The organism is Nitrospira sp. CR1.1, from assembly GCA_014055465.1.
Taxonomy (GTDB): domain Bacteria; phylum Nitrospirota; class Nitrospiria; order Nitrospirales; family Nitrospiraceae; genus Nitrospira_A.
The window spans coordinates 141,199-163,112 of sequence record WIAF01000004.1; the positions used below are offsets into that span (position 1 = coordinate 141,199).

The following is a 21,914-nucleotide window of genomic DNA, read 5'->3' on the forward strand; positions in this document are numbered from 1 at the left end:
TGAAAACGACCGCCAGCTTCGTTCTCGCATCGCTCAGGCCCTCAACGTACCCTACGGGTACGCCTCGGCCCTAAGACACGGCCGGCTCACCATCTCGCCGGCGTCCACAAGCGTGGCGCTCATTATGCTTCGCGCCGTGGACCTCGCTGCGGCCTTGCTGGACAATCGTTTTGACCATCCTGTACAGCCAACTCCATTCGCTAGCACGCTCACAGACTGGGCATTCCCCCGATATTCAGCTTAGTTACTCGCTGAGCGAGCAGACAGACTGAGTCGTCCCGCCGCCGCGTCCTGCTCAACTTGTGCGTAACGTTCCGGCGTTCCCACGTCGCTCCAGAATCCGTCGAAATCAAATCCTACGATTCGCTCTCCATCCTGAATGCCTTTCACGTAGGCATCGATGATCGAACATTCCTTGCCAACTGGCAGGTACCGCAACAAACGGGGATGGAGAATGTGGATGCCCGCAAACATGCGTGCGGTCGTCGGGATTGGCTCAGACAACCCACGTCCGGTAATCCGAACCACTTCACCCCGATCCGTCACCTCGACCAGTCCCCACCGTGCGGCTTCAGGGTCCTGCCGCAACACCAGGGTCGCCGCAGCCTGTTGCGCCACATGAAACGCGATCAATGCGCCGAGATCCAGTTCGAACAGCGTGTCGCCGTTCAGAATCAACACCGGTTCACCATTGAAATGCGGTTCCGCCTGCTTGATTCCCCCGCCGGTGCCGAGAATGACCGGCTCGTGCGAATAGACGATTCGCATCCCCAGCGCGCGGCCGTCGCCCAGGGCTTGCGAAATCATCGTGCCCAGATGATGCAGGTTGATGATGACGTCACGAATGCCATGCCGCTTCAGAAGCAGCAGGTTCCAGACGATCATCGGCGTGCCGGCGACCGGAAGGAGCGGTTTCGGGGTGGTATCGGTCAGCGGTCTCAGCCGAGTGCCAAGGCCGGCTGCAAGAATCATCGCCTTCATACCGACCAGGCGTGAAAGGTGAAAAGTGAAACGTGAAACGTGGAACGCGAAAGGGACATGATCGTGCGGAATCGTTCTCTCACAACCCGTTTCACGTTTTACGTTTTTCGTCTTACGGTTCTTGCAGTTCAGTCACGTACGGCGCGAGGTGCTGCCGGAGTGTAGCCAGCTCGGGATATTTTGCGAGGTTCCGTTTGACATACCCCAGCACGCGAGGGATATCGGCCAGAAATTTCGGATTGTGTTTCACCCGATCGATATACACGAACCGGCCGGCGGCTTTGAGATTGCGCTGGATGCTGGTGAGATCGAACAGGCGGCGAAAGGCCTCGCGGTCGTCGACCTTCGCCCCCAAACCCTCGAGGCGATCGAGAAAATGCTCGACCAGCGCATCCACAACCGCATCATCTAATTCGATATAGGCATCCTTCAACAGCGACGCCAGATCATACGTGGCCGGCCCCATGAGCGCATCCTGAAAATCGATGATACCCATGCGTGCCCCATCCACCATGAGGTTGCGGGAATGGTAATCGCGATGCACCAACACCTGCGGCTGCCCGGCCAACAACCCGGCAATACGCTTGAACTCGATACGAATACCCGCCTCGTCCTCGGCCTTCATCGGCCGACCAATACGGGCGGTGATGCCATATTCGAGAAAGTGGTCGAATTCCCACATCAACAGCGGCACATCGAAGCGCCGGTGAAACGCGATGCAGCCCGGCGCGGGCGGTGTGGTGCCTTTCACCTGCAGGAGAGTCAGTTGATCGATCGCCTGGCGATACAAAGCATCGAGCTTGGCCGGGGCCGCGTGGCGACAGGCTTCCGCCAACGTCAGATCGCCGAAATCCTCCAGGTACAGCAGCCCGGCTTCGCGATCGAAGTAGTGCAGCGTTGGCACAGTCACGCCGGTCCGTTGTAGATGCGTCAGCACATTGGTGAACGGCAATTCGGCAATGTGAGCAGACGCGCCACTCACCGCCTCCTCGGATTTCTTGAATCCTTCCGGGTCGGCAAGCTGCATGAGAATCAGCGCCGGGGGTGTGCCCTTCAGGGCAATGCGGAAATACCGGCGATTGGACGCGTCGCCCGCAAGCGGGCTGAGTCCGGCCATCTCGCCGCGAAACGGCAACCTGGTTGCGACAGTGTTGCCAATACGTACGGGATCGGGAGGTGCAAGCGGCGCCGCAGGCGCGGCTGGGTTTGTCGTGGTCATACGATCGGCATTATAGCCAAACCGTTCCGAACTGCCAGTAGAAAGTCACCTGCTGCATCCGACCTCCGCGCCTCCCGCGGTCACCCATGCCGTGATTGGTTGTCAGCGTCCATCAGAAGCCGGTATTCTGATCGTTCTAGCCAAGGAGGCCCCATGCAATACGTTCACCTCGGCCGCTCCGGTTTGCGTGTCAGTCGCCTGTGCCTCGGCACGATGAACTTCGGTCCTCACACCTCCGAAGCCGACAGTGGCCTGATCATGGATCACGCCCTCGAATCGGGCATCAATTTTTTCGACAGCGCCAACGTCTATGGCTGGAAGCTAGGGGAAGGCGTGACGGAGCAGATCGTGGGTCGCTGGCTGGCCCAGGGAGGCGGGCGGCGCGAGAAGGTCGTGCTGGCCACTAAAGTCTACGGACGTATGGGGGACTGGCCTAATGAATCGCGCCTGTCAGCCTTGCATATCAAACGCGCCTGCGAGGCCAGCCTGCGGCGACTGAAGACTGACCATATCGATCTTTATCAGATGCACCATATAGATCGCGACTCCCCCTGGGAGGAAATCTGGCAGGCCATGGAGCAACTGTGCCGGGAAGGCAAAGTGCTCTACATTGGTAGTAGTAACTTTGCCGGTTGGCACATCGCCCGGGCGCAGGAGTTGGCTCAATCGCGCCATTTTCTCGGACTGATTTCCGAGCAAAGTCTCTACAATCTCCTTGAGCGAACGGTCGAACTCGAAGTGATTCCTGCCTGTCAGGCCTACGGCATCGGGATCATTCCCTGGAGTCCCCTCGCGCGAGGATTGCTCGGCGGCGCGTTGAGCCCGAGCGCAAGCGGTCGCCGGGCGGAAGAGGACGTCCGCAAAGACATCGAGATCCATCGTCGGAAGTTAGAGGCGTATGAGCAGTTCTGCAGCACGTTGAGCGCCGCGCCCGCTGCCGTCGCCCTCGCCTGGCTTCTGCACCAACCAACCGTGACCGCTCCCATTATCGGTCCGCGCACGATGGAACAATTGACCCACGCGATCCTGAGCCTGGACCTCACATTGACGCCAGAACAACTGAAGACGCTGGACGCGATTTTTCCCGGCCCCGGAGGGGCGGCCCCGGAAGCCTATGCCTGGTAAGGGCAGACAGTGAGAGGAGGGTTGCGGCAAATATTTCCTGCGCACAGGATTCCATAACCTTCGCTCCCCGCAAGTGCCGGGTCGCCTTCGCCCCTGACATGCCCGGGCGAAACCGTACGTGACCGCGCTGTTCACGGCTACCGTGCGGTAGCCCTCCTCTCATCTGCCACATCACAAATCAGCCGGCCTCGGTCGCGCCCCGCAGGCATCTTCTTTGCGTAGCCTCCGATCCATCTCCATTCACCATCCCCGCAGAGGAGGACATCCATGCCACCACCTTCCTTTCTGACACACCAGCACAGGAACACCGCCTCGCCCGGCAGCCTCAAATCCGCCGGCCTCGCTTGTTCACACTGTCAAGGACACCTCGTCGCCGACCTCTACATTGACAGGGTTGACGCGGGAGGCCATGTCTGGATTCGTGCGCGACGTTGCGTTCGGTGCGGTACTATCGAGGAGACGGGACGCGTGGGAGACGCATCGCAGAGATTAGCGACAACCAACGGCCCCGCAAGGCAGGGAACAGCCCGGAAGGGACTGGATGATGAAATGATCGTGCTGGGAACCTAGTCGCAGTACCTACGCCGCTCGATCCAACGCCAGCCCCACGCCCCCACCGCCCCGCCAACCGTGTCGGCGACCACATCCAACAGATCCGCGTCGCGAAGAGGCACAAACAATTGATGCGTCTCATCGCTCATGCCATAGAGCGCCGAACCGGCCACCGCTGCCAACACCGCATGTTGCGCCATCCGCGGACCTGCCGCATGACGGCACGCACGGTAGATCAAGGCCCCGAGCAGCGCATATTCACTGAGATGTAGCACTTTGTCGGACAGTTCCTTCAGCAGCGACGAAATCGCATCGGGCGGGCTCGAGATCGATGAGCCGAAAAAGATGAGACCGGCATACAGCCCCACCGGTCCCCAGTATCGAACAATCGACAGGGGCGTGATTGACGACGCTATCTGCATCTCAGCCGAGATCATCTGCTCAGAAGCCATCTTCGTGAATTCCTCGCTTCCCACACTCATCTCGAGACCGGAACCGCCACACGGCCGCAAGAAGTGATCGCCCGTCATCAATCCAACCGTTTCGTTGCAACGCTCATACCCCTATGACATACTGCCCGTGAGTCTGCAAGAAACTTCCCGATGAAAACCATACAGCTCTGCTTTCTCTGGCATATGCATCAGCCGTATTACACGGACCCGCTCACCGGGACCGCGAGTATGCCCTGGGTCCGCTTGCATGCCACGAAGGCCTACTATGATATGGCCTTCGTGCTCGAACAGTTTCCTGAGGCCCGTTCGACCTTCAACTTCACCCCCTCCCTGCTGCTGCAACTCGAAGAGTTCTCCGCGGGGCGCGTCCGTGATCTGTTCCTTGAACATGCGCAACGTCCGGCCGCCGACCTCACGCCGACGGAAAAAGCCTTTCTCGTCCGCCATTTTTTTTCGGCCAACTGGGCCACGATGGTGCGGCCGTTTCCGCGCTACCAGGAACTGCTGGTCAAACGCGGCCTCGATGTCCACGGACAGGATCTCGAACGGCTGGCCCGCCAGTTTTCCACCCAGGAGCTTCTCGATCTTCAGGTGTGGCACAACCTCGCCTGGTTCGGATACGGCAGCCTGCAACGATTTCCCCGCCTGGCGGAACTGCGCGCAAAGAATCGGGGGTTTACGGAAGAAGACAAGCAGGAAGTGCTGGGCTTGCAGCAAACGGCCATCCGGCAAATCATCCCAATGTATCGCGCGCTCCAGGACCGGAAACAGATCGAATTGACGACGACTCCATTTTTCCACCCGATCCTTCCCCTGGTCATCGACTCGGAAATCACGCGTCGCGCCAGACCGGACCTGCCGCTTCCGGCCAGATTTCATGCGCCGGCCGATGCCGAGGCGCAAGTCAGGCGGGCGGTCGAGTACCACCAGCGCACGTTCGGCCGCGCGCCGGCAGGGCTCTGGCCATCTGAAGGATCGGTCTGTCCAGAGTTGTTACCGATCGTGGCAAAAGCCGGAATCCGCTGGCTGGCCACGGATGAAGGCATCCTCTACCGCTCGTTGCAGATGGCCGGACAAGGCTGGAACCGCCACTATCATCTCTATCAGCCCTATGCGGTCGGCACGGAGACCCCTCCGCTCTCCATCGTGTTCCGTGACCGGGACATCTCCGACGCATTTGGTTTCGTCTACCATAAAACCACTCCGGAAGCCGCAGCGGACGACGTGCTCCGGCGGATCCGCAGCCTCGCCTATGACATCCGCGTGGATAATGGAATGATCGCGGTCATTCTCGACGGCGAAAATCCCTGGGAACATTACTACGACGGCGGCGAACGCTTTCTCTCCCTGCTGTTTCGCGCATTCGAACGGGACGGGCTCCAACTGGGCCACGGCATCCGCGTGCGCTTGAACACCATCAGCAATGCCATGGAAGCCGCTCCGCCAACGCAGCGACTCGAACAGCTGCACTCCGGATCCTGGATCAACCAGGACTTCAAGATCTGGATCGGCCACCAGGAGGACAATCGCGGCTGGGATCTCCTGCAACACACGCGGGCACGCCTCGTCGAACTGACACCGTCGTTGGAGCCGGCCAAGGCGCGCGCAGCCTGGGACGAACTGTATGCCGCCGAGGGCAGCGATTGGTTCTGGTGGTATGGCGATGATTTCGACACCGACTACAAACAGGAATTCGACCGCCTGTTTCGCACGCACCTGCGCAACGTCTGGACCTATGCCGGGATGACGCCCCCTGATATCCTGAATCAACCCCTGGTCGAAACGCGCACGCCCCAAGGCCTCGATCTGGTGCAGCTCCCCCTGGCTCTGATCACCCCCACCCTGGACGGCCGGGCGTCGAACTTTTTCGAATGGCGCGGGGCCGGCGCCATCAATCCGACGCCTCCCCTGGGGGCGATGTGGAAATCCGAAGGACTCTTCACCGCAATTTTCTTCGGATTCGATCCCGAACACCTGTACTTCCGTCTCGATTTCGATGAGCGATCCGAAACCCGCCAGGAGCAATGCACGGCGGATCTGTACATCGGCTCAGGCATCCAGCAATACAAACTGTCCTTTGCCTTGACGGGCGAAGTCGAGAGCTTCCAGCTCGCACGGACGGATGAATCCGGCACGTATCGCGACATGGGCGCATACAGCACCATCTGCCGCCAGAAAATCCTGGAACTGGGCATTCCGTTCAAAGACCTGGAGATCGATGTCGGCACAGAATTGCGGTTGACGCTGACGGTGTCGGAGCACGGAATGGAAATCGCACGATACCCTCATCACAGCCCGGCTACCTTTACCCGCCCGGGAGACGACTTTGAAGCCACAATGTGGCGGGTGTAAGCGGGACTGATTACAGCTCGCGGTTCACGGAATCAGTCTGTGTCGATTCCCGCGCTGAACAGCGAACAGGACGCACGAATCATGTGTCAGGAACGATAGGAGTTGAGATGCCCGAATTGAGAAGAGACCCGATCGTCGGCCGCTGGGTGATTATCTCGACCGAACGGAGCGGACGCCCTCAGGATGTGCATATGCCGTCTGCGCCGCTTCCCTCAGCAGCCCTCTGTCCGTTTTGCCCGGGACAGGAACGGCTGACCCCGAAAGAAATTCTTGCGTACCGGCCCCACGGCTCCGGGCTGGACGGTCCGAATTGGACCGTGCGAGTCATTCCCAACAAGTTTCCCGCCTTGCAGGTGGAGGGAGACATGGGCAGGGAAGGCCTCGGCTTGTACGACCGCATGAACGGAATCGGGGCTCATGAGGTCATCGTTGAAACCCCTACTCACAAAGAAAGCCTCGGCGATCTGCCGGCAAAACGAGTGGAGGATGTGCTCTGGGCCTATCGCGACCGGATTCTCGACCTGAAGAAAGACCTTCGGCTTCGGTACATCCTGATTTTCAAGAACCACGGGGCCGCGGCGGGCGCGACGTTAGAACACAGCCATTCTCAGCTGATCGCCCTGCCGGTTGTGCCGACCAGCGTGCTCGAAGAGATCGATGGGTGCAAACAACACTTCCAACAAAAAGAGCGCTGTATTTACTGCGATATCCTGCGGCAGGAATCCGCGGAGGGAACGCGAGTGGTCCTGGAGAATCCGGAATTCCTCTGCCTCACGCCCTATGCGCCGAGATTTCCTTTTGAGATGTGGATTCTTCCGAAGCGCCACACCGGTTATTTCGAAGAGTGTCAACGGACCCAGTTCGAATTTCTGGCCCCCATGCTCGGTGAAGCACTCCGGCGCATGGATGCGGTGCTGGCGCGGCCGGCGTATAACTTCATCCTGCACAGCTCGCCGCTGCATGAAAAAACGGGGGACTTCTATCACTGGCACATCGAGATCATTCCAAAACTCACGCAAGTGGCCGGATTCGAATGGGGCACGGGATTTTACATCAACCCGGTCGCACCGGAAGAAGCGGCCAAATGCCTCAGGGATGCCCTGCTGTGAGTGATACGTCCCGTGTCGAACCACCATTCCCCCGCTCCACGCGTGGCGTTGAGCAGGGTCCGCCTCTTCACCTCGAGCTTCTTGCCCGTCTGGCATGAAACGGACCACCTTCCCTCTCATCAGCATAGACCGTGGTATTCTATTCACGCTATTTTCCATGGGACGGAGGCAGCGGTTCCTACCGGTCAATGACGGCGCTCGCTTCGCTGGAATTTGCACCTGACCACCGCTGGAACTCGCCGGGACACGAGATCGTCGAAGAGGCCATCGCTCAATCCAGTGTCTGTGGCCGGTTCCGCGGCGACATGTCACGGCCACCCTGCACGGCAAAGCCAGCAGTGTCATCCGCCAATTTTCACCAAGCGCGATTGGATAAAATCCGGTCGCTACCAGAATTTTGTCCAGTATCTTTCATTGCAATTCCAGGTATGCGAGCGTATACCAACCAGGGAGTATGCCCAGGGAACTCGCGATTCGGGATGGTCCTCAACGTAACCGCTCAATCAGTCACACATTCATCCCGCAGAACGGGATGGGGAGGCGGGGTCTACCGAGACGGGAGAAGGACAGGAGGAGATAGTGAACGAACAGAACCTCGATTGGAAAAACTCTTCATTCAGCGCGTTGGACATCAACAACCAGAAATATAAACGTCTGGCAGTGGCATCCGCAATGTTGTTCCTCGGCGTAGTCGGGTTGCTGATCTACCAGATCATCCAGAACGTCAGGTAACGCTCCACAGCCGGTCAGTAGAGGTGCAGCCGGCGCTTGCCTCGGACCGTCTCACGGGACGACCTCTCTCCCCGCTTCATCTCCGGGGGCTCATCATCCGATTGCAATCCCGCGCGCATCAGCCGTATCATCGCGCATGCTCGTACAATTGAGTCACCCGCACAGACAAGTCGAGATCAAAGGACCGAAGCGCACCAAGGAACTGCTGCGCGAGCTCAATCTGGTCATGGAGGCGCATCTGGTCATCCGCGGCGATGAACTCGTCACGGAAGATGAAATGCTGGCCGACGCCGACCAGGTTGAGATCCGCCCGGTGATCTCCGGCGGAACATTTTGAGTGGCGAGTTTGGTCTGCCACTCAGCACTCACAACTTACCACTCAACACTGCTCAACCATGAATTGCACCAAATGTCCGACCAGTACACGCGCGGTCATCGGATTGCCGCGGCACAATGCCGCCTTCTGCAAGGCCTGCTTTACGACCTTTGTCCATGAACAGGTCGCGCGCGCCGTGAAGGCCTTCAAGATGTTCACGCCCGAAGACCGGATTCTCGTCGCAGTCTCCGGCGGCAAAGACAGTCTGGCCCTGTGGCATATCCTGCTCGCGCTCGGGTATCGCGCCGACGCGCTGTATGTGAATCTCGGCATCGGCGCCTATTCGGAAGAGTCACACCGGAAAGTGCGGCACTATGCCGAGACGGTGGCCGCTTCTCATGGCGCGAAACTGCTGGTGCACGTCGTCGAACAGGAAGCCGGAGCCGGCATTCGTGAACTGGCCACCATCCTTCATCGTCCGACCTGCTCCACCTGCGGAACGATCAAACGCTATCAATTTAACCGCGCGGCAGTTGAGCAGGACTATGACGTCATGGCCACCGGCCATAACCTCGACGACGAAGCGGCGCGCCTGTTGGGCAATGTCTTGCACTGGCAGGACGACTATCTGGATAAGCAGAGCCCGACGCTGCCGGCATCGGTGCAAGGATTTGCGAAGAAGGTCAAACCCCTCTGCCGATTGTCCGAACGGGAAATCGCCGCCTATGCCGTGGTCAATCGCATCGACTACATCGTCGAAGAATGCCCCATGGCCAAGGGCTCCAAGATGATTCTCTACAAGGAAGTGCTCAACCGGCTGGAGACCGAATCCCCGGGCACCAAGCAGCGTTTTTACTGGGGGTTTCTAGACAAACAATCCACCGCCACACCCGCCACGGAGTCCATGGCCGAGAAGGATCAACGCACCCTCATTCCATGCGAGTCTTGCGGACAGCCGACGACCGCCGGCACCTGCTCCTACTGCAAGATGATGGCGAAGGCCAAAACCGCCGCACCGCCGCGCGCCTGACGCGAACGTTTCCGACGGCCCGCTGTCTCGCCGCCGCAGACCTAACAGGCTGCGGAAAAACTCATTTTTTGCACGCTACGCCGCGATCAGCTCACGTGGCGTGTTGGTATCAGGATAGTACGCAGGATGCGCAACAAGGCCTCCCACCTGCTGCAGCGCGCCGAGGCCTGGCGACCATGGCGGGCATACGCGGCCCAGTATTTCTGGATCCTCGATCAATAAGCACCGTCACCGCAACAGGGAGATCCATCATGGCTCACCAGCTTCACCTTCTCACGGAGACCCTGACGACGCCGATCGGAACCTTGGTCGTGATCTCAGATGATGAGGGACATTTGCGTGCTGTCGATTGGGTAGACTTCGAGGATCGCATGCGGCGGCTGTTGGCGCGTCACTATGGATCACAGGGCATGATCCTGACACCGGCAGTGGCATCATCGCGGCATGCCTCGGCCCTCGCGGACTACTTCGAGGGAAATCTCCGCGCCATCGACTCACTCCTGACGTCAACCGCAGGCACCGCCTTTCAGAAACGCGTGTGGAAGGCGCTGCGCGAGATTCCAGCAGGACAGACGGTGAGTTATGGTGACCTGGCAAGACTCATCGGGCAACCGACCGCAGTGCGCGCGGTCGGCCTCGCCAATGGCGCCAATCCCATCGGCATCGTCATCCCTTGCCACCGGGTCATCGGCGCCGACGGGTCCCTCACCGGTTACGGCGGCGGGCTGAACCGCAAACGTTGGTTGCTGAATCACGAAAAACAGGCGATAGAGTAGGCGGCGCGTTCAGGGGCGTCAGGCCATGCGGCACCGTGATAGGATGTACCCCATTTCATAGCAGGAGGTGACAGACATGAAGGTTCCATTCACGCTCGGCGCAGTCTGGCATTTCGGGCTGGCGGTTCGCGATCCACGCGCCAGCGCCCGGTGGTTCATGCGGATATCCGGACTCAGCAAACAGTTTGAATATGAAGGCGGCGTGGGGATCGGAAATGCCAATGTGCTGATCGTCTTCGCCAAAGGAAAGCCATCGCCGAAAACCGTCGGGCACGTGGCGTTCCATCTGCCCTCGATGACCGCACTGAAGAAAGCCCTGGCCCATCTCAAAAAACTCAAGGTGGAGGTGGAGGATCCGGGAGATGAAATCGGGCCCGTGGCGCCAGGATCCAAGAGCATGGGAATCTGGTTTTCGGACCCCGATGGCTACCGGTGGGAACTGGCCGTGCAGAGCAAGAAATAAGAGACGGGCCTGGCCGGTGGTGGCACTATCCAAGCCCGCCTGCCTCACCTCAATAAATACGCTTGCTCACTTCGCTTGAGTGGAGACTTTCATTCTTGCTCTGGTCGTATGCGGTCACGGAAACGTAATACGTGGCTCCAGATGACAAATTCCTGGCCGTATAGGTCGTCACATTTCCCACGTCTACCGGTGTGCCGTAGAGGCCGGACGATGTCCTCATGTACACCTTGCACCCCGCCAGGTCACTGTCGGTGTGAGGCACCCAGGAGACGGTTGCCGTTGTCGCGGCGGTCACAGATTTGGTAGAGGCCGCCGACGCGACCGTCATGGTGAGAGGAATAGCCCTTCGTTTCTTTTGCATCACCCCACCGGACTGTGTATAACCTGACAGAGTGATGCGATGGAGATCTCCACGTCAGCGCATCCAGCGCCCGTCACAGTCGTCTGCCGGAACGGCATTCCGCTGGATCGGCCTGCTCACTGTCCTCCTGCTGACCTGCAGCGCCGGTATCGCGTGCTCGGAATCACCGCCTGGTGCTGTTCGCACAACCTCGGAGCCGCGCGTCACACTTCGGTTTGTCTCCTGGAAACCTGACCATGCGCGCGTATGGGATGCGGTGCTCGCGGACTTCTCCCGCGCACACCCCCAGATCTCGGTCGTGCGCGAACTCGCCCCGCACAGTTCAACCGCATACCACGATCTCCTGACCCAGAAGTTGAAGAATCGTGATGCCACGGTCGATGTCTTTTTTATCGATGTCATCTGGGTCCCGGAGTTTGCCGTGGCCGGATGGGCTCGCCCGCTTGACGACGTATTTTCACCGGCCATGCGAGGGGAATTTCTGCCTGCCGCCGTCGAGGTCGGCCGGTACGACGCTCATTACTACGGTGTCCCGAGCCGGATTGATGCCGGGCTGCTGTACTATCGCCAGGACCTGCTTGCGAAATATGGGTTCGCCGTACCGGCGACCTGGCCGGAACTCGTCCGCCAGGCAGAAACCATCCTGGCCGGCGAACAGCCAACCAATCCCCTGCTGCAAGGTTATTCCGCGCAGTTCAAGCAATACGAAGGCTTGGTCTGTAACATGCTGGAATTTATAGAGGGGCATGGCGGAAACCTGCTGCGGCCGGATGGGACCGGTTCGACCTTGTCCTCGCCTGACGCGCTGGCAGCCGTGCAATTCGTCCGCGATAGAGTCATTGGCCGGCTCAGTTCACGCGCCGCCCTCACCTATCAGGAACCGGAAGCCCTGTCCCTGTTTCTGCAGGGCCATGCGGTCTTTCATCGAAACTGGCCCTACGCCTGGGAACTTGCCAACAACCGGTCGCGTTCGACGATTGCCGGACACGTGGGCGTGGCGCCTCTGCCGGGATTTGCGCCCGGACGGACTGCTGCGGCGCTTGGCGGTTGGCTCTACGGCATCAGCGCCTATTCCCAACACCCGGACGAAGCCTGGGCCCTCATCGAATTTCTCTCCAGCCAGGCCGTGCAAAAGAAATTCTCGCGCGAAGCCGGTATCGCGCCGTCCCGGGAATCGCTCTTCTCTGACCCCGAAGTCCTGGCCCGCTCGCCGCAGCTCCGAAACCAGCGCGACGTCCTCCACGCCGCCACGTCTCGCCCACGGTCCCCGGTCTATCCCGCCATTTCACATCTCTTGCAGCGATATTTCAGCCGCGCCCTGGCCGTTGACGGCCTCGACCTCGCACAAGAGGCGGCGATCACCGATGCGCACATCGATCGGCTCCTGGCACTGACACAGGCGGCGCCATGATCCACAGGCATTCGCGTCTACGACACCGTGAGGGACTGGCCGCCTGGGCGATGGTGGCGCCGGCGCTCCTGGTCACAGTGGTCTTCGCGTTATATCCCGTGATGGACTCACTCTGGCTCAGCCTGCACCACATCTTCGTGGGCATTCCACACCTTGGCAGTCCGTTCGTGGGCCTCGATAATTACCTGGCGCTGTTCCACGATCCGGTCGCGCGGCAGGCGTTGGGAGTGACCCTCGCGTTTGTGGCCCTCTCCACCCTGCTCGAGTTGGCCTGCGGACTGATCATTGCACTGGTGATTCACGAGCGATTTCGCGGCCGGGGCCTGGTACGCGCCGCCATCCTGATTCCGTGGGCCATTCCCACGGTGGTGGCTTCACAATTGTGGCGTTATATTTTCAACGACCAGTACGGGTTCGCGAATCTGCTGTTGTTCGGCGACCGCGTCACGGACTATCTCCCCTGGTTGTCCTATCCGAGCGTGGCCTTTGCCGTCGTCGTCCTGGCCGACGTGTGGAAAACCTCCTCCTTCGCTGCCCTCTTAATCCTGGCCGGCCTTCAGGTCATTCCACACGATGTGTACGATGCCGCCCGCGTCGACGGCGCCACCGTGTGGCAGCGGTTTTGGCACATCACCCTGCCGCTCCTCAAACCGGCGCTGTTGCTCGCACTCCTGTTTCGCACCATGGACGCGTTTCGCGTCTTCGATCTGGTGTTTGTGATGACGCAAGGGGGCCCTGGCGACGCCACCCAGGTGCTGCAGTTTTATGGCTATCAAACCCTCTTCACGGAGGGCCGCATCGGGTACGGATCTGCCATATCCGTGGCCGTGTTTCTGATGATCCTCGCTCTGTCGTTGACGTACCTCCGCGCCATTGGATCGAGCCTCCTGGAGCGTGGACGCCCATGAGCCGCCGGATTCCACTGATTGGCGGCATCCTCGCGACGGTGGGACTCAGTCTGCTGCCGTTTCTCTGGTTTGTCCTCACCTCGTTCAAGTCCCAAACTGAAATCGAAGCGGCCCCACCTTCCTGGTGGCCCTCAGGCAGCTTGGGGTTCTATCGCGCGGCCCTGTTCGACCATCATCTGTTTGACTACGTGCTGAACAGCGTCGTCGTGGCCGGCTCCACCACGCTGGTGGCCCTTCTATTCGCGATCCCGGCTGCTTATGCACTGGCGCGGCTGACCCTCCCCGGAAAACACGGCATTTTGGGCGTGCTGCTCTGCGTCTCGATGTTCCCGCAAATGGCCATCGCCGGACCGATCTGGCGGCTACTTGATTCGCTGGGCGGACTCAACCATCGTTGGGGCGTCGTGTTGCCGTATGTTGCGCTGACGCTGCCGTTGGCGATCTGGATTCTGGCGAGCTTCTTCAAGGAATTGCCGTCCGAGCTGGAGGATGCGGCACGGGTGGATGGCTGCGGGCCTTGGAGCACCCTGTTCCGCATCACACTCCCCCTGGCGGCGCCGGGGATTTTCACGGCCGCGATTCTCATCCTGATCTATGCCTGGAACGAGTTCTTCTTTGCCCTCTTGATTCTGACCCAACCCGAACAGCAAACATTGCCTGTGGGCATCGCGCTTTTCCAGGGAGAGTTCACCATGCCCTGGGGCGAGTTGGCGGCTGCCTCGGTGATCGCGACTCTGCCGTTGATTGGAGTCGTCCTGTTGTGCCAACGATGGATTGTGAGCGGACTATCCGCCGGGGCCGTGAAAGGCTAGCAGACTATCGGAAACGACCGCCACCTTCGTTCTCGGTCGCGCATCTCCCTGCGACGTACCGCAAGGGTACGCCTCAGTCGACGTGCTTCGTATGGCCTTGTTGGACAGCCGTTCTGAATAGCCTGCGTCTGCCACGCATGAAAGTGACAGACATCCAGATAAATACTCCGGCAAGGCCGGTATAAGCAGGGCCGTCGAGATCGAGAACCCTTTTGAGCATGCTGTGAGCATGTTATCTGCTAGAGAATCGCTATGGCCGAACTAGAACTGCGCTCCGTCTCAAAATCTTTTGGCGATCAACCAGTCTTACGCGACGTGTCGCTAAAGGTGCCTGACGGCAGCTTCACGATTCTGCTCGGCCCTTCCGGCTGCGGCAAATCCACGCTGTTGCGCATTATCGCCGGACTCGACAATCAGACCGCAGGTGAAGTGTTGATCGACGGCCAGTCAGTGAATCACTTGCCACCGGCCGACCGCGACATTGCCATGGTGTTCCAGCAGTATGCGCTGTATCCGCACCTGTCGGTTCGTGAAAATCTCGCCTTTGCGCTCAAGATGCGCCGCGTGCCACGCGACACCATTGAAGCCCGCATCAGCGAAGCCGCGCAGCTCCTGGACATTCAGCGGCTGCTGGATCGCAAGCCGAAAGACTTATCCGGAGGGCAACGGCAACGGGTGGCCATGGGACGCGCCATTGTCCGCAAGCCCAAGCTGTTCCTCTTCGACGAACCGCTGTCCAATCTGGACGCCCAACTTCGCACCACAATGCGCATCGAGCTCAAGAAGTTACAACAACGCCTGCAGGCCACCATGATCTATGTGACCCACGATCAAGTGGAGGCGATGACCCTGGGCGACCGCATCGTCGTCATCGAAGGTGGACGGATCAGACAGGCGGATGAGCCCCAGCAGACATATACCGCGCCGGCCGACCCCTTCGTCGCCGCCTTCATCGGCACCCCGCCGATGAACCTCTGGGAAGGCAGTCTCAGCGCACAGGCGGGTGAGACAATCTTTCACAGCGACGGCTTGTCGGTGCCGCTTCCGTCGCGATTGATAGCAGGCCCTCCGCAACAGCCAACGCCTGTCATGCTCGGCATCCGCCCGGAGGACATTGCGCTGCAGGAAACGCCGGAGTCACTCATGGTCGACGCCCAAGTAGACTTGATCGAAGACCTCGGCGCGGATCTGCTGCTACACTGCCGCGTCGGGCCCCTTCGACTTGTCGCACGGGCCGATCGTGGCATCGCCCGCAGCGCGAACTCGTCGGTACGCCTCTATTTTCCTACCCGCAAATTGCATCTATTCATCGACCGCCAGCGGGTCGATCCGCTATCAACGACGCCTGCTTGAGCGACACCAGTCACTTTCTAGCGGCGCGGAACAAATGGCACGAGAGATCTCAGCCCGCAGCGAACGGTGCGACCGCAAGACATACCCTAACTTGAACGCTTGACACCCAGCTCCCCCCTTTACACTTGGCCAGACTGCGTAGAGACACCACAATGAACAATGCAACGACCGGCTGATTCTGGTCGACCGCACTGAGTCGATGCTTCAACCAGCACGCACAGGGAGCTGATCTAGTGATGAGTAACCCAGACGCGTGCTTACTCGACAGTCTCCAGAAAATACCCAGGAGGTCGCCGATCTGTCGTCAACAAAGAATCATGGTGTGGTGTATTGTCTTAGCAGGCTGCGGAAAAACTCATTTTTTGCACGCTGCGCCGCGATCAGGTCACGTGGCGTGTTGGTATCAGGATAGTACGCAGGATGCGCAAAAAGGCCATCCAGCAAGGCCGCAGCGAGTGAAGCGGCGAATCGTACTCTTGTCGTACGTTGAGCCGCTGAACGAGGCGAGAACGCCGCTGGTGGACTTTTTCCGCATCCTGTTAGACCTGTCCGCAAGCATGGACATCCTGGGCAACGTTCATCGTAACTGGACGGACACAGCAGGAAGACAGTTCCTTGTCAGTCATGCGACGAATCTCTTCTCCAGCACCATCCCTGTCCGAACAGGACCCAATCCTGTCCTGCTCACGCAGTCCATCACATCATTTTATTCTGAAGGCCCGCAGGATCATCCTGGATCTGTACCAGTTCGTCTACATTCCAAGCCGGCTCGGAACCGGCCACCGACCTCTTCCTAGCGATCATCCTTTGGGAACTCGCATGGTCTCGCCGACGACAGTAACGCCGAACCGCACGCAAGAGACGGTAGGCTTCACACGCCCGCCTGTCCTGGCACAGGGGATAGCCGGCCAAGACGCATTGCGCTCCGTCGTGTCGCCTCGCCCTAATCTCCGGCCCTTGACTACGCGAAGGACTTTCTTATCTCGTGAGGAGAAAGAACGGCGGCAAAGAGGAAAAACCATCAGTTCACTTGCAATGCGCCGGGAGACTCCGTAAGCTCCGGAAAGGATTACACTCCTTGCCTGCGCGCCGCACAAGATTTTCTACGGACAGATCCTGATGGCTACAGCACAACGCGGTTACTACGACATCCTCGGCATCCAACGGGACGCCTCTGCCGACGACATCAAGAAGGCATTTCGCAAGCGGGCCCGCGAAATTCATCCCGATCTCCATACCGGCGTGAAAAAAACGGAAATGGAGAAAAAGTTCAAGGAATTGAACGAAGCGCATGAGGTGTTGTCGGATCCCGACAAACGCAAAAAATACGATCAGTACGGCCAGAACTGGGAACAGGCCGAAGCCTACGAGAAAGCCCGGCAGCAGGCAGGCGCCCAAACCGGACGAGGCGGCGCAGCCGGGGGATTCAGCGGTGGTGACTTCGGGGATATCTTCGAAACCTTCTTCGGCGGACGGGGACGCGGCGGAAACGCCACGGGATTTGCCGTCGATGGAGAAGACCTGGAAACAGATGTGGAGCTCAGCATCCGCGACGTGGCGACCGGCGTCAGCCGGCGCATCGACCTCACCGAGCGCGTGCCCTGTAAGGCGTGCGGCGGCAGCGCCATCGTGAGAGGCCGCCCCTGCGTCGTCTGCGGCGGCACCGGCACTCAAACCGAAAAGCGTACGATTGAAGTTCGTATTCCGGCAGGTGTTCAAGACAATACGCGCGTTCGTATCGCAGGCAAAGGTCAACCGGGAGTGAATGGAGGCCGACCGGGTGATCTGTACCTGCGCGTCCATCTTCAAGCCAACGGCGTCTTCCGGCAGAAGGGGTCCGACATTCACGTCACCCTCCCGGTCTGGCCATGGGAAGCGGCGCTCGGCGCTGAAGTGATGGCGCCTACGCTGGCGGAACCGGTAAAGGTGAAAATTCCGCCCGGCAGTAAAGCCGACAGCAAGCTGCGCCTGAAGGGCAAAGGCCTGCCCACTGCCGCCGGGGAGCATGGGGATCTGTTCCTGAAGCTGAAAATCGTCATGCCGACGGACATATCCGCCGAAGAGCGGGCGCTCTATGAACAGTTGAGACAGGGCCGCCACAGCGATCCACGAGCCGAGATCCTCGCCGCGTCGAGACGCAGTTCGTCCTGATCCGCACGATCCTGATGCCGGCCACTTCTATGACGATGGTCGAATATGCCTTCCTCGCGTTCAGTTCCCTCTTCGTGATCGTCGATCCCATCGCCGTGGTCCCGGCGTTTCTCGCCATGACCCCTCGCGATTCAGTCGCCCAGCGACTTCGAACCGCGCGGGTCGCTTGTCTCGTGACGGTCGGGATCCTGAGTGGTTTCGCCCTGTTCGGCCAAACATTGCTCAGTCTGTTGGGCATTTCCTTACCCGCCGTACAAATCGCCGGCGGACTTATTTTGTTATTGGTCTCGCTGGACATGTTGCGCGCCCAACGGTCCACGGTTCAGGAAACGGCGGCAGAAACCGCCGCCGGCACCAGCAAAGACGATATCGCCATCACCCCGCTCGCCATCCCCATGCTGGCGGGACCAGCGGCGATCTCAACCGTGATTCTGCTGGAAACGCAGGCCACCACCTGGTTGTTGCGTATAGTATTGTTGGGATGCCTTGTACTGATCGGATTGGCGAGTTACAGTATATTAGCGATCGGCGCGCGCAGCGCGAAATGGCTGAATCCCATCGCCGAGAAAATCATCGCTCGCTTGATGGGATTGTTGCTGGCTGCGTTGGCCGTTCAATTTATGGTGAATGCCCTCACCGGTGACCGGGGTTTGTTACGTGGGCTGACAGGACATTAATCGCACTTAACTGAAGGAGGAACCGAATGACGACGAAACTGTTCACTCTGGCCACCGCGTCTGCCGTTGCCTGCGCGCTGACACTCTCCCCCGCCTGGGCGAATCCCGAAGGCGGATATGGCGGGCACGGCGGCGGCTACCAGAAAGGCCAGCACGGCATGGGCGCCGCCATGATGGAGATGATGATGCATGGGGGCGCCGGCCACCTCATCCGTCACCTTCTGAAGCATGAAAAGGAGATCGGGTTGAGCGCCGATCAAGTGACCAAGCTGAAGGAACTGCAGCTGAATCTCGACAAGAACCGGATCAAGATGGAGGCCGATATTCAGGTCGCCGAACGGGAAGTGAAGGCGCTGACCGATGACGAAAAGTCCGACATCGGAGCCATCGAAGCGAAGTTGAAGCAGAGCGCCGACGTGCAAATCGGACTCCGGGTGCTGTCGGTCAAAACCAGACGGGATGTCCTTGCGCTGCTGACTCCCGAACAGCGCGCCAAGGAACAGGCCGAGCATGAGAAGATGATGCAGCAGCACAAGGGCATGGGCCAGGGCGCACCCCATGGAAAGAATCCGCACGGCGGCAACCCTCATGGCGCGAATCCACATGGCGAAGCGAAACCTCAGTAATCCGTTCACCTGAACTGAATCGGAGGTCACAGATGATCAAGCACCTGGCAGTTCCAGCCCTCATGGTTGCGGCCCTGTGTCTCATGACGACTCCCGCGTGGAGTGACAAGGGCCACAAGGGCAAGGACGAGACATGCGATGTCGCGGACCTGGTGAAGGACGCCAAAGTCACCATCGACCAGGCGATCAAAACTGCGTTGGAGGCGGCGCCGGGCACGGCAGTCGAAGCTGAACTCGAAAAGAAGCACGACAAGACGGTCTGGGAAGTTGAAGTGCTCGGAGCCGACGGCGCGATGACGGAAGTGCATATCGACGCAGCCACAGGCGCCGTTATCGACAAGGAAGCGAAGCACGAGAAACACGACAAGAAAGAAAAGCACGACAAGAAGGACAAGCATTAATACTCCTTGCGGCAGGGTCGCATCCTCGGGTGCCTCCCTGCCGCGCGTTCGGTACCGCCTCCCCGTTCATCCCCCCTTCAGCGCTCCAGCATTGCCAGTGTCCCTGCCAGGCCTGACCATCATGTACGCGGATTGACCCCCCACGCCCATCTATGCGAAAGTTTGCGATCAATCTCGACACGTCTCGCATTGAACGGTGGTGTCCCGTCCCGTAACTGAAGGAGTTTCCATGACGATCGACCCTCGGCACAAAAGTCATAACCTGCTCGACGGACCGGGCCGCGCGCCGGCCCGCGCCATGCTGAAAGCCGTCGGATTTACCGATGCCGACCTCGAACGCCCCTTGATCGGCGTCGCCAACACCTGGATAGAAGTCATGCCCTGCAACTTTCACCTGCGCCGGTTATCGGAGCGGGTCAAGGCAGGCATCCGCGCGGCTGGCGGCACCCCGATCGAATACAACACCATTGCGGTCTCAGACGGCATCTCCATGGGCACCGAGGGCATGAAGGCGTCGCTCATCAGTCGTGAGGTGATCGCCGATTCCATCGAGCTCGTCGCACGCGGGCATCTCTTCGACGGCGTCGTTGCCTTATCGGGATGTGACAAGACCATTCCCGGCACGGTCATGGCGCTCTGCCGGCTGAACGTCCCCTCGCTCATGATTTACGGCGGCTCCATCATGCCGGGACACTTTCAAGGACATGATGTCACCATTCAAGACGTCTTCGAGGCAGTCGGCAAGCACGCGTCCGGCAAGATGACGAATGCCGAGTTGAAAGACTTGGAAGATCATGCCTGTCCGGGACCCGGCGCCTGCGGCGGCCAGTTCACCGCCAATACCATGGCCATTGCGTTCGAATTCCTCGGTATCTCGCCGATGGGACGCAACGGGGTTCCGGCCATGGATGCGCGCAAGGACGATGTGGCCTTCGAATGCGGCAAATTGGTCATGGACCTGCTCAAGAAAGACATTCGCCCCAAACAGATCATCACTCGCCGCTCAATCGAAAATGCCATCGCCGCCGTCGCGACGACCGGCGGCTCGACCAATGCCGTCCTGCATCTGCTGGCGGTGGCCCGTGAGATGGGTGTGCGTCTCACCATCGACGATTTCGACAAGATCAACCGGAAGGTGCCGCTGCTGGCCGATCTGAAGCCGGGCGGTCACTTCACGGCGGCGGATCTCTATGCGGCCGGGGGAACGACCCTCGTGGCGAAACGCTTGATCGATGCAAAGATCCTGCATCCGGACCAGATTACCGTCACCGGACGGACGATCGGCGAAGAGGCCAAGGCCGCCGTCGAGAAAGCGGATCAGCAGGTGTTGCGCCCGCTGTCCAAGCCGATCAAACCGACCGGCGGCCTGGTCATTCTCAAAGGCAACCTGGCCCCGGAGGGGTGCGTCGTGAAAGTCGCCGGCCATTCTATCCTGCATTTCAGCGGGCCGGCCAAGGTGTACGAGCGCGAGGAAGATGCTTTCAAGGCCGTGCAGGCCGGAAAGATCACAGCCGGCGATGTCGTCGTCATTCGATACGAGGGACCGTCCGGCGGGCCGGGCATGCGGGAAATGCTCGGCGTAACAGCCGCCATCGTCGGCGCAGGACTCGGCGATTCCGTCGCGCTGCTCACCGACGGGCGATTCTCCGGCGCGACACACGGCCTGATGGCAGGACATGTCGCCCCTGAAGCCATCAAGGGCGGCCCGATCGCCGCCGTGAAGACCGGGGATGTCATCACCTTCGACATTGTGAAACGGCGGTTGGACGTCAACGTGACCCAGAAAGACATGGCCGCTCGTCTGAAGAAAGTCAAACACCCGGCGCCCCGTTATCTCTCCGGGGTGATGGGGAAATACGCCCGCCACGTCTCCTCCGCTTCCGAAGGGGCGGTGACCAGCTAGCAGGATGCGGACAAAGTCCGCCAGCGGCGTTCTCGCGTCGTTCAGAAGCTCACCGTACCAAATGAGTACGACTCGCTTCTTCACTCGCTGCGGTCTCGCTGGACGGCCTTTCTGCGCATCCTGCGGTGATTGTGGCACCAACAAGACATGCGAGCGAAGGGCGACGTCATGCAACGCAACGAGGTCTTTCGTAATTTGCTAGCC

The 21,914-nt window shown here is 59.8% G+C and carries 21 protein-coding genes; 17 read left to right on the forward strand and 4 right to left on the reverse strand.

All coding sequences use genetic code 11. The features are described 5' to 3' along the window. Positions 1-240: 240 nt before the first annotated feature. Complete coding sequence (locus GDA65_09665; protein MBA5862959.1) at positions 241-981, reverse strand: NTP transferase domain-containing protein; 741 nt, start codon at positions 979-981, stop codon at positions 241-243. Positions 982-1,093: 112 nt separating this feature from the next. After that, on the reverse strand, positions 1,094-2,200 hold the full coding sequence (locus GDA65_09670; GenBank protein MBA5862960.1) for a phosphotransferase: 1,107 nt from the start codon (positions 2,198-2,200) through the stop codon (positions 1,094-1,096). A gap of 153 nt (positions 2,201-2,353) precedes the next feature. Between GDA65_09670 and GDA65_09675 the strand changes: the two genes are divergently transcribed. Then, positions 2,354-3,325 carry an aldo/keto reductase gene (locus GDA65_09675; GenBank protein ID MBA5862961.1) on the forward strand — a complete coding sequence of 324 codons (972 nt, stop codon included), beginning with the start codon at positions 2,354-2,356 and terminating at the stop codon, positions 3,323-3,325. A 566-nt stretch (positions 3,326-3,891) separates the two neighbouring features. On the opposite strand, the gene GDA65_09680 is transcribed toward GDA65_09675, so the two are convergent. After that, positions 3,892-4,407 (reverse strand): hypothetical protein, encoded by a 516-nt coding sequence (locus GDA65_09680; protein ID MBA5862962.1) that lies wholly within the window; start codon positions 4,405-4,407, stop codon positions 3,892-3,894. Positions 4,408-4,479: 72 nt separating this feature from the next. On the opposite strand from GDA65_09680, the gene GDA65_09685 reads away from it, so the two are divergent. The 6 genes from GDA65_09685 (at position 4,480) to GDA65_09710 (ending at position 11,107) form a co-directional block, all read left to right on the forward strand. Beyond that, entirely contained in the window at positions 4,480-6,681 is a 2,202-nt protein-coding gene (locus GDA65_09685) for a glycoside hydrolase (protein ID MBA5862963.1), read from the forward strand. Positions 6,682-6,788: 107 nt separating this feature from the next. Beyond that, positions 6,789-7,790: a galactose-1-phosphate uridylyltransferase gene (gene galT / locus GDA65_09690; protein MBA5862964.1), complete on the forward strand. Its 1,002-nt coding sequence runs from the start codon at positions 6,789-6,791 to the stop codon at positions 7,788-7,790. An 868-nt stretch (positions 7,791-8,658) separates the two neighbouring features. Then, on the forward strand, positions 8,659-8,859 hold the full coding sequence (locus tag GDA65_09695) for a thiamine biosynthesis protein ThiS (protein ID MBA5862965.1): 201 nt from the start codon (positions 8,659-8,661) through the stop codon (positions 8,857-8,859). A 58-nt stretch (positions 8,860-8,917) separates the two neighbouring features. After that, positions 8,918-9,868 (forward strand): phosphoadenosine phosphosulfate reductase family protein, encoded by a 951-nt coding sequence (locus GDA65_09700; protein MBA5862966.1) that lies wholly within the window; start codon positions 8,918-8,920, stop codon positions 9,866-9,868. A 251-nt stretch (positions 9,869-10,119) separates the two neighbouring features. Beyond that, positions 10,120-10,644 carry a methylated-DNA--[protein]-cysteine S-methyltransferase gene (locus GDA65_09705; GenBank protein ID MBA5862967.1) on the forward strand — a complete coding sequence of 175 codons (525 nt, stop codon included), beginning with the start codon at positions 10,120-10,122 and terminating at the stop codon, positions 10,642-10,644. A gap of 76 nt (positions 10,645-10,720) precedes the next feature. Then, positions 10,721-11,107, forward strand: coding sequence for a hypothetical protein (locus GDA65_09710; protein MBA5862968.1), 387 nt, complete (start codon positions 10,721-10,723; stop codon positions 11,105-11,107). A 49-nt stretch (positions 11,108-11,156) separates the two neighbouring features. On the opposite strand, the gene GDA65_09715 is transcribed toward GDA65_09710, so the two are convergent. Next, positions 11,157-11,468, reverse strand: a complete 312-nt coding sequence (locus GDA65_09715) for a hypothetical protein (protein ID MBA5862969.1) — start codon at positions 11,466-11,468, stop codon at positions 11,157-11,159. Positions 11,469-11,502: 34 nt separating this feature from the next. On the opposite strand from GDA65_09715, the gene GDA65_09720 reads away from it, so the two are divergent. The 10 genes from GDA65_09720 (at position 11,503) to GDA65_09765 (ending at position 21,912) form a co-directional block, all read left to right on the forward strand. Continuing rightward, positions 11,503-12,879: an extracellular solute-binding protein gene (locus tag GDA65_09720; GenBank protein ID MBA5862970.1), complete on the forward strand. Its 1,377-nt coding sequence runs from the start codon at positions 11,503-11,505 to the stop codon at positions 12,877-12,879. Next, positions 12,876-13,787: an ABC transporter permease subunit gene (locus GDA65_09725; GenBank protein MBA5862971.1), complete on the forward strand. Its 912-nt coding sequence runs from the start codon at positions 12,876-12,878 to the stop codon at positions 13,785-13,787. Before GDA65_09720 ends, GDA65_09725 begins: the two co-directional genes overlap by 4 nt. After that, entirely contained in the window at positions 13,784-14,599 is an 816-nt protein-coding gene (locus GDA65_09730) for an ABC transporter permease subunit (protein ID MBA5862972.1), read from the forward strand. Before GDA65_09725 ends, GDA65_09730 begins: the two co-directional genes overlap by 4 nt. Before the next feature lie 252 nt (positions 14,600-14,851). Continuing rightward, on the forward strand, positions 14,852-15,952 hold the full coding sequence (gene ugpC, locus GDA65_09735) for a sn-glycerol-3-phosphate ABC transporter ATP-binding protein UgpC (protein ID MBA5862973.1): 1,101 nt from the start codon (positions 14,852-14,854) through the stop codon (positions 15,950-15,952). Positions 15,953-17,071: 1,119 nt separating this feature from the next. Further along, on the forward strand, positions 17,072-18,103 hold the full coding sequence (locus GDA65_09740) for a DnaJ domain-containing protein (GenBank protein MBA5862974.1): 1,032 nt from the start codon (positions 17,072-17,074) through the stop codon (positions 18,101-18,103). 29 nt (positions 18,104-18,132) lie between these two features. Beyond that, a complete protein-coding gene (locus GDA65_09745) occupies positions 18,133-18,780 on the forward strand; it encodes an NAAT family transporter (protein MBA5862975.1) in 648 nt (215 codons plus the stop codon). A 26-nt stretch (positions 18,781-18,806) separates the two neighbouring features. Next, on the forward strand, positions 18,807-19,406 hold the full coding sequence (locus GDA65_09750) for a hypothetical protein (GenBank protein ID MBA5862976.1): 600 nt from the start codon (positions 18,807-18,809) through the stop codon (positions 19,404-19,406). A gap of 32 nt (positions 19,407-19,438) precedes the next feature. Next, a complete protein-coding gene (locus GDA65_09755) occupies positions 19,439-19,807 on the forward strand; it encodes a hypothetical protein (protein ID MBA5862977.1) in 369 nt (122 codons plus the stop codon). Between the two features lie 229 nt (positions 19,808-20,036). Beyond that, the gene (ilvD, locus tag GDA65_09760) at positions 20,037-21,710 is read left to right on the forward strand and encodes a dihydroxy-acid dehydratase (protein MBA5862978.1); all 1,674 of its coding nucleotides are present in this window, start codon (positions 20,037-20,039) and stop codon (positions 21,708-21,710) included. Between the two features lie 4 nt (positions 21,711-21,714). Beyond that, complete coding sequence (locus GDA65_09765; GenBank protein ID MBA5862979.1) at positions 21,715-21,912, forward strand: hypothetical protein; 198 nt, start codon at positions 21,715-21,717, stop codon at positions 21,910-21,912. Positions 21,913-21,914: the final 2 nt, after the last annotated feature.

Bases quoted from the DNA above. Each gene is read 5' to 3' on its own strand.
- GDA65_09665 (MBA5862959.1), bottom strand. From the start codon at position 981: ATGAAGGCGATGATTCTTGCAGCCGGCCTTGGCACTCGGCTGAGACCG.
- GDA65_09725 (MBA5862971.1), top strand. From the start codon at position 12,876: ATGATCCACAGGCATTCGCGTCTACGACACCGTGAGGGACTGGCCGCC.
- ugpC (MBA5862973.1), top strand. From the start codon at position 14,852: ATGGCCGAACTAGAACTGCGCTCCGTCTCAAAATCTTTTGGCGATCAA.
- GDA65_09745 (MBA5862975.1), top strand. From the start codon at position 18,133: ATGACGATGGTCGAATATGCCTTCCTCGCGTTCAGTTCCCTCTTCGTG.
- GDA65_09755 (MBA5862977.1), top strand. From the start codon at position 19,439: ATGATCAAGCACCTGGCAGTTCCAGCCCTCATGGTTGCGGCCCTGTGT.
- GDA65_09740 (MBA5862974.1), top strand. From the start codon at position 17,072: ATGGCTACAGCACAACGCGGTTACTACGACATCCTCGGCATCCAACGG.
- galT (MBA5862964.1), top strand. From the start codon at position 6,789: ATGCCCGAATTGAGAAGAGACCCGATCGTCGGCCGCTGGGTGATTATC.
- GDA65_09715 (MBA5862969.1), bottom strand. From the start codon at position 11,468: ATGCAAAAGAAACGAAGGGCTATTCCTCTCACCATGACGGTCGCGTCG.
- GDA65_09705 (MBA5862967.1), top strand. From the start codon at position 10,120: ATGGCTCACCAGCTTCACCTTCTCACGGAGACCCTGACGACGCCGATC.
- GDA65_09720 (MBA5862970.1), top strand. From the start codon at position 11,503: ATGCGATGGAGATCTCCACGTCAGCGCATCCAGCGCCCGTCACAGTCG.
- GDA65_09680 (MBA5862962.1), bottom strand. From the start codon at position 4,407: ATGACGGGCGATCACTTCTTGCGGCCGTGTGGCGGTTCCGGTCTCGAG.
- GDA65_09765 (MBA5862979.1), top strand. From the start codon at position 21,715: ATGCGGACAAAGTCCGCCAGCGGCGTTCTCGCGTCGTTCAGAAGCTCA.
- ilvD (MBA5862978.1), top strand. From the start codon at position 20,037: ATGACGATCGACCCTCGGCACAAAAGTCATAACCTGCTCGACGGACCG.
- GDA65_09750 (MBA5862976.1), top strand. From the start codon at position 18,807: ATGACGACGAAACTGTTCACTCTGGCCACCGCGTCTGCCGTTGCCTGC.
- GDA65_09730 (MBA5862972.1), top strand. From the start codon at position 13,784: ATGAGCCGCCGGATTCCACTGATTGGCGGCATCCTCGCGACGGTGGGA.
- GDA65_09700 (MBA5862966.1), top strand. From the start codon at position 8,918: ATGAATTGCACCAAATGTCCGACCAGTACACGCGCGGTCATCGGATTG.
- GDA65_09675 (MBA5862961.1), top strand. From the start codon at position 2,354: ATGCAATACGTTCACCTCGGCCGCTCCGGTTTGCGTGTCAGTCGCCTG.
- GDA65_09695 (MBA5862965.1), top strand. From the start codon at position 8,659: ATGCTCGTACAATTGAGTCACCCGCACAGACAAGTCGAGATCAAAGGA.
- GDA65_09685 (MBA5862963.1), top strand. From the start codon at position 4,480: ATGAAAACCATACAGCTCTGCTTTCTCTGGCATATGCATCAGCCGTAT.
- GDA65_09710 (MBA5862968.1), top strand. From the start codon at position 10,721: ATGAAGGTTCCATTCACGCTCGGCGCAGTCTGGCATTTCGGGCTGGCG.
- GDA65_09670 (MBA5862960.1), bottom strand. From the start codon at position 2,200: ATGACCACGACAAACCCAGCCGCGCCTGCGGCGCCGCTTGCACCTCCC.